The sequence below is a fragment of the Flavobacterium bomense genome (genome assembly GCF_003970355.1).
Genome location: NZ_RYDJ01000228.1, coordinates 1 through 1,107, shown reverse-complemented (window position 1 = coordinate 1,107; position 1,107 = coordinate 1). Strand labels below are relative to the sequence as shown.

Genomic DNA, 1,107 nt, shown 5'->3' with positions numbered 1-1,107 from the left:
CTTTTAACATTAAGGATAAATCATGATTTGAAATACCCCTTTTTATTAATTCAGATTTAAGCAACCGTTTAACTTTGTCGTTCCAGTTTACCATTTTTTCTTGTATTTAATATAGTAATATTAATCTATAATTATCATATATGCAAATATATTGTCAAAAATAATAAAAATTTGTCAAATATAAAAATATAAATTATGATAATTTAGTTGACAGTCCATTCTCCGAATAAACATTTGTGCTTAAAATTCAGTAATTCACATAAGTTAAGATTCATTATTTTGACAAATCCATAGTAAACACTTTTCATTTTCTAAGTGCACTTAATAAGTGGCAAAATGCTTGAAAATACAGGATTTTGCATTACTTAAAAAACGTAAACCCCAGTAAAAAAAAAGTCTTTTTCAAAATATAGATTCTATTGTTAATCAAAGGTTACTTGGTTTTAGCCCAAAAGGGACAGACAGTATTATTTACTCTAACATATTTCTTTCTTTTAAAAAATCAAAAATTAACTTATCGACCTCTGATATTTTATCTTTATCGGAATATGACAGCCAAATAATTTCTTCAATTTCTGAATCTGCTTTTAGTAAACCAGTATAACTTGCCGAATAACAAGTCATTTTAACAAACGTATCTGCAGAATGCCCATGAGCGTGAGCTTGAAATACTCCAATAAATTTTAGAGTATCTGAATTTAACTCTACACTAAGTTCTTCTTTTATTTCACGACTTAGTGCTTGTTCGTCTGTCTCATCATATTCTCTTTTACCCCCTGGAATATAATATTTATTCTTGCCAAAAGATTTTGTAGATAGAATTTTCTTATTTACAATTTCAATCCAAGCTAGCTTATCAATTATTTTCATTTGTTATGGTTTTAACAGCATCTTTGTTATAGTTTCCAAAATAACTAAATACATTTTCATAACAGCCTTTTTATCTAAATAATTTTAAAGATTGCTGCTGAGGTTTTTGATAGCCCATAGAGACTGTTACTTCAGTATGAATATAATTTAACCAAAAACACAATGAAATATTCTCATTATCTAAGTGTACTTAATGAGTGGTAAAATGCTTGAAAATGTATGATTTTGCATTACTTA

General features: G+C 26.7%; 2 protein-coding genes. Both read right to left on the bottom strand.

Going from position 1 to position 1,107, the window contains the following annotated elements; genetic code table 11:
• Positions 1 to 94: DUF6471 domain-containing protein (locus EKL98_RS18660; RefSeq protein ID WP_394343495.1), on the bottom strand; the 94-nt coding region annotated here is incomplete at its 3' end.
• Between the two features lie 377 nt (positions 95 to 471).
• Entirely contained in the window at positions 472 to 870 is a 399-nt protein-coding gene (locus tag EKL98_RS16940) for an NUDIX hydrolase (protein WP_126563233.1), read from the bottom strand.
• Positions 871 to 1,107: the final 237 nt, after the last annotated feature.